Annotated in this window: 3 protein-coding genes; all 3 read left to right on the forward strand. The window is 56.3% G+C overall.

Annotated elements, in window-relative coordinates:
* On the forward strand, positions 1-2,114 hold a 2,114-nt coding region (gene cadA, locus ACZAHD_RS21755; RefSeq protein ID WP_462458593.1), incomplete at its 5' end, for a lysine decarboxylase CadA.
* 57 nt (positions 2,115-2,171) lie between these two features.
* On the forward strand, positions 2,172-3,647 hold the full coding sequence (gene dtpD, locus ACZAHD_RS21760; RefSeq protein ID WP_462458594.1) for a dipeptide permease DtpD: 1,476 nt from the start codon (positions 2,172-2,174) through the stop codon (positions 3,645-3,647).
* 301 nt (positions 3,648-3,948) lie between these two features.
* Positions 3,949-4,549: OB-fold nucleic acid binding domain-containing protein (locus ACZAHD_RS21765; RefSeq protein ID WP_462458595.1), on the forward strand; the 601-nt coding region annotated here is incomplete at its 3' end.

Consider the following 4,549-nt stretch of genomic DNA (forward strand, 5'->3'; position numbering starts at 1 on the left):
TTTACTTTAAAGAAGAACCCATCCGTGAACTGCATCGCGCCCTCGAACGCCTGGACTTCCGCATTGTCTACCCGAACGACCGTGAAGACTTATTAAAACTTATCGAAAACAATGCCCGTCTGTGTGGCGTGCTCTTCGACTGGGATAAATACAATCTCGAACTGTGCGAAGAGATCAGCAAGCTGAACGAATATATGCCGCTGTACGCTTTCGCCAACACCTACTCCACGCTGGACGTTAGCCTCAACGATCTGCGTATGCAGGTGCGCTTCTTCGAATATGCGCTGGGTGCGGCCGATGATATCGCCGACAAAATCAAACAGAACACCGATGAATACATCAATACTATTCTGCCGCCGCTGACCAAAGCGCTGTTCAAATATGTGCGTGAAGGTAAATACACCTTCTGTACTCCAGGCCATATGGGCGGGACCGCCTTCCAGAAAAGCCCGGTAGGCAGCATCTTCTATGATTTCTTTGGTTCAAACACCATGAAATCCGATATCTCGATTTCGGTTTCTGAACTCGGTTCCCTGCTGGATCACAGCGGTCCGCACAAAGAAGCGGAAGAGTATATTGCGCGTGTCTTTAACGCCGAACGCAGCTACATGGTGACCAACGGCACCTCAACGGCAAACAAAATCGTCGGAATGTACTCCGCGCCTGCGGGCAGCACCGTACTGATTGACCGTAACTGCCACAAATCGCTGACTCACCTGATGATGATGAGCGACATTACGCCGATTTACTTCCGTCCGACCCGTAACGCCTACGGCATCCTCGGCGGTATTCCGCAGAGTGAATTCCAGCACGCCACTATCGCCAAACGCGTCAAAGAGACACCGAATGCTAGCTGGCCGGTGCATGCGGTGATCACTAACTCCACCTACGATGGTCTGCTGTATAACACCGACTTCATCAAGAAAACGCTGGATGTGAAATCGATCCACTTTGACTCCGCGTGGGTGCCTTACACCAACTTCTCGCCAATCTATGCCGGTAAATGCGGGATGAGCGGTGGCCGCGTGGAAGGGAAAGTGATTTATGAAACCCAGTCCACCCACAAACTGCTGGCGGCGTTCTCTCAGGCGTCGATGATTCACGTTAAAGGTGATGTCAACGAAGAGACCTTTAATGAAGCCTACATGATGCACACCACCACCTCTCCGCACTACGGCGTGGTCGCCTCGACGGAAACAGCCGCCGCGATGATGAAAGGCAATGCCGGTAAGCGTCTGATCGATGGCTCCATCGAACGTTCTATTAAGTTCCGTAAAGAGATCAAACGTCTGAAAGGCGAATCCGAAGGCTGGTTCTTCGACGTCTGGCAGCCGGAACATATTGATGGCCCGGAGTGCTGGCCGCTGCGTTCTGATAGCGCATGGCACGGTTTCAAAAATATCGATAACGAACACATGTACCTCGACCCGATCAAAGTCACGCTGCTGACCCCGGGGATGAAGAAAGACGGCACCATGGATGAGTTCGGTATTCCGGCAAGCATCGTGGCGAAATACCTTGACGAACACGGCATCGTGGTAGAAAAAACCGGGCCGTACAACCTGCTGTTCCTGTTCAGCATCGGTATCGACAAAACCAAAGCGTTGAGCCTGCTGCGTGCGCTGACCGACTTTAAGCGTGCCTTCGACCTGAACCTGCGGGTGAAAAACATGCTGCCGTCTCTGTATCGCGAAGATCCGGAGTTCTATGAAAACCTGCGCGTGCAGGAACTGGCGCAGAACATTCACAAACTGATTGCGCATCACAACTTGCCTGACCTGATGTTCCGCGCGTTCGAAGTGTTGCCGACCATGATGATCACGCCGTACGCCGCGTTCCAGAAAGAGCTGCATGGTCAGACCGAAGAGGTCTGTCTCGAAGAGATGGTGGGTCGTGTCAACGCCAACATGATTCTGCCGTATCCTCCGGGAGTGCCACTGGTCATGCCGGGTGAAATGATCACCGAAGAGAGCCGTCCGGTGCTGGAGTTCCTGCAGATGCTGTGCGAAATCGGCGCCCACTACCCAGGCTTCGAAACCGATATCCACGGCGCCTATCGTCAAGCGGACGGTCGCTACACCGTTAAAGTGCTGAAAGAAGAAAACAACAAGTAATTGAAGCTCCAGGGGAAGTGGCGTGCCATTTCCCTTTTTCACGCTGCAGGAGACCTCATGAAAACACCCTCACAACCGCGCGCGATCTATTACATCGTAGCGATCCAAATCTGGGAATATTTCAGCTTTTATGGCATGCGTGCCTTACTCATCCTCTACCTCACCCATCAACTTGGCTTTGATGACCGCCACGCCATCACTCTGTTCAGCGCTTACGCTTCCCTGGTTTACGTTACCCCCATTGTCGGCGGCTGGCTTGCCGACCGCCTGCTCGGCAATCGCATGGCGGTGATTGCCGGTGCGCTGTTGATGACGCTCGGCCACGTGGTGCTGGGCGTTGAATCCGATGCAACCTGGAGTCTGTACCTCGCGCTGGCGATCATTATCTGCGGCTACGGCCTGTTCAAATCCAACATCAGCTGCCTGCTGGGTGAGCTCTACGCCGTTGATGACCCTCGCCGCGACGGCGGTTTCTCGCTGCTGTACGCCGCCGGGAACGTTGGCTCCATCGTCGCGCCCATCGCTTGTGGGCTGGCGGCACAGTGGTACGGCTGGCATATCGGTTTTGCGCTGGCGGGGATCGGCATGTTTGTCGGCCTGATGATCTTCCTCAGCGGTAGCCGCCACTTCCGCGACACGCGCGGCGTCGATAAGCAGGCGCTGCGGACGGTGAAGTTTGTACTGCCGACCTGGGGCTGGCTGGTGGTCACGATCTGCGTGGCGCCGGTGTTTTTCACGCTGCTGCTGGAAAATAACTGGTCGGGCTATTTGCTGGCCATCGTCTGCGCCTTCGCCGCCCAAATGGTGGCGCGCATGATGGTGAACTCCCCGCAGCACCGTCGCGCGCTGTGGCAAATCGTTCTGCTGATGCTGACCGGCACGCTGTTCTGGGTTCTGGCGCAGCAGGGCGGCAGCTCTATCAGCCTGTTTATCGATCGCTTTGTTAACCGCCAGTTATTCACCATTGAAGTCCCGACGGCTCTCTTCCAGTCGGTGAATGCCGTCGCGGTGATGGCGGCAGGCGTGGCGCTGGCCTGGCTGATACGACCGGAAGGCAGCACACGCTCGGGGCTTCGCGTCTGGCTGAAATTTGCGTTTGGCCTGGTACTGATGGGCTGCGGCTTTATTGTGCTGGCCCTCAACGCGCGGCATGGCGCCGTCGATGGCCAGGCCTCAATGGGGCTGATGGTCTGCGGGCTGGCGCTGATGGGCTTTGCCGAGCTGTTTATCGACCCGGTGGCGATGGCGCAGATCACGCGTCTGAATATGCCGGGTGTGACCGGGGTGCTGACCGGGATTTATATGCTGGCGACCGGGGCGGTGGCCAACTGGCTGGCGGGGATCGTCGCGCAGCAGACTACTGAGTCGCAGATCGGCGATACGGCGATTGCCGCATATCAGCATTTCTTTGCTCAGATGGGGGAATGGACGCTAGGCAACGTGGCGGTGATTGTCATCCTGGCCTTCGCTGCCGCCTGCGGCGTCGGCAAGCGCCGCGCCGTCACCGGTGAACTTCCCGGAGGCGGTGCCTAGTCCCCGTCTGGCGACAGGTCCGGCTTACCGGGGCTACAAAATTGTGCCGCTTGGTAGCCCGGCTAAGGCGTTTACGCCGCGAGCCGGGGATGGTCGCTAATCATGGGGGAATATTCTGACGAGCGCGGAAGCTTAAGACAAAAAACTGTTTTTGAAGCAATGGTTGAGTGAAATCAGCCGCAAGTAAAGCCAGGCTCCTTACGATTGTTCTCCGGTGCTGCTACCGGAGAAAGGCCGCGCCGGGCAGTGACCTGGTTCAATTATCAAAGCAAGTTTGCAAGCAGGGTTATGAGGAACCAACATGTCTGAACAACAAGCACAAGGTGCCGATGAGGCAATTGACCTTAATAATGAACTGAAAACTCGTCGTGAAAAACTGGCCGCGCTGCGCGAGCAGGGTGTGGCGTTTCCGAACGATTTTCGCCGTGACTATACTTCCGATCAGCTCCATGCTGAATACGATGGTAAAGAACACCATGAACTCACCTCTCTGAACGTCGACGTCTCCGTCGCTGGCCGCATGATGACCCGCCGGATTATGGGCAAAGCCTCTTTCGTCACTCTGCAGGACCTCGGCGGCCGCATTCAGCTGTACGTCGCCCGCGACGATCTGGCGGAAGGCGTCTACAACGAACAGTTTAAGAAATGGGATCTTGGCGACATCATCGCCGCCCGCGGTAAGCTGTTTAAAACCCAGACCGGCGAACTCTCCATTCACTGCACCGAGCTGCGCCTGCTGACCAAGGCATTGCGCCCGCTGCCGGACAAATTCCACGGCCTGCAGGATCAGGAAGCGCGCTACCGTCAGCGCTACCTGGATCTGATCTCCAACGACGAATCCCGCAAGACCTTTAAGGTTCGCTCCCAGATTCTGGCCGGTATCCGCCAGTTCATGGTGGGGC

The sequence above is a fragment of the Raoultella sp. genome, assembly GCF_039594335.1.
Classification (GTDB): Bacteria; Pseudomonadota; Gammaproteobacteria; order Enterobacterales; family Enterobacteriaceae; genus Klebsiella.